Source organism: Intrasporangium chromatireducens Q5-1, from assembly GCF_000576575.1.
GTDB classification, from domain to species: domain Bacteria; phylum Actinomycetota; class Actinomycetes; order Actinomycetales; family Dermatophilaceae; genus Intrasporangium_A; species Intrasporangium_A chromatireducens.
The window spans coordinates 1-1,280 of the sequence record NZ_AWQS01000476.1; the positions used below are offsets into that span (position 1 = coordinate 1).

2 protein-coding genes are annotated in these 1,280 nt (G+C 73.0%); both read left to right on the plus strand.

Features of this window, described 5'->3' with window-relative positions; translation table 11 throughout:
* Positions 1–650, plus strand: a 650-nt coding sequence (locus N864_RS22320) for an SAF domain-containing protein (protein ID WP_051518941.1), incomplete at its 5' end; no start/stop codon positions are given.
* A gap of 222 nt (positions 651–872) precedes the next feature.
* Entirely contained in the window at positions 873–1,235 is a 363-nt protein-coding gene (gene mscL, locus N864_RS22325) for a large conductance mechanosensitive channel protein MscL (RefSeq protein ID WP_034722755.1), read from the plus strand.
* Positions 1,236–1,280 lie beyond the last annotated feature (45 nt).

Sequence of the window (1,280 nt, forward strand, 5' to 3'; positions counted from 1 at the left end):
GGCGGACGACGGGTGGCTCAGGTTCGGCGCGCCTCCGGCGGCGACGCGTCGTGCGGCGGGGGCGACTGCGCCGCTGGGGTGCGGCCCTGCTCGCCGCGCTCGCCGGCTTCCTCGGGGTCACCGCCCTGACCCCACGGGGAGCCGCGGCTCCAGGTGTGCCGACCGTCGTCGCCGCGAGCGACCTCCCCGCCGGGGCCGTGCTCGGCGAGGGCGACCTCGTCGTCGAGCCGCGGCCGCCGAGCCACCGACCTGATACGGCCGTCGCCGATCCCGGCCGGGTGCTCGGCGCGGTCCTCGCTGCGCCCCTGAGCGCCAAGGAGGTCGTCACGTCGTCCCGGCTGCGCGGGGCCGGCCTGCTCTCGGGCCAGCCCACGGGCACGGTCGCGATGAGCGTGCCGGTCCTCGACCCCGAGTCAGCCGGCGTCACGTCGGGCAGCCGTGTCGACCTCTATGCGAGCGGTTCGGGTGACCTCGTCGCCAGCGACGTCACCGTGCTGGGGGCCCGGGTGCCCGAGGCGTCGACCTGGTCCTCCGGCGGGGCCGCGAGCCTCACGCTCGCCCTCGACCCACAGAGCGCCGCTGCGGTCGCCCGCTCCGTGTCGACACTGCAGGCGGGAGAGATCTTCGTCGTCGCGCTCCGGGCGGGATGAGCCGCGTGCCGCTACGCTGACTCCTGTCCCAACCGCCACACCGTTCACCACCGACTCTTGCGTCACGTCGGTCGGGTGTGGTCCGGGCTCGAGACGGGTCCGAACCACCCAGGAGCCGTTGACCCGCTGTTCCGCGTGTGGGTCGATGGGTCTGCATGCCGCGCCCGTCGCGGTCACCGTCCTCCGGACCGGGGGGAACACGTCCAGGAAAGGAACACCCTGATGCTCAAGGGCTTCAAGGACTTCATCATGCGGGGCAATGTCGTCGACCTCGCCGTCGCGGTCGTCATCGGCACCGCGTTCGGCGCAGTCGTCAAGGCGTTCGTCGACGTCATCATGGACCTCATCGGCAAGATCGGTGGCCAGCCGAACTTCTCGGCCTGGGTGCCCGGCGGCGTCCATGTCGGCGCCTTCATCACCGCGGTCATCAGCTTCCTCATCATCGCCGCCGCGGTCTACTTCATGGTCGTCGCCCCGATGAACGCCCTGGCCGCCCGTCGGGCGCGGGGCGTCGAGGAGACGGAGGCGCCGTCCGAGGAGGTCGTCCTGCTCACCGAGATCCGGGACGCGCTGCGCGTGCGCTGAGCCGCCCCCACGACCGAGGCGGGGTGGGAGCCAACTGGCTCCCAC

Coding starts and splice junctions, on each gene's coding strand:
- mscL (WP_034722755.1), top strand. CDS start 873: ATGCTCAAGGGCTTCAAGGACTTCATCATGCGGGGCAATGTCGTCGAC.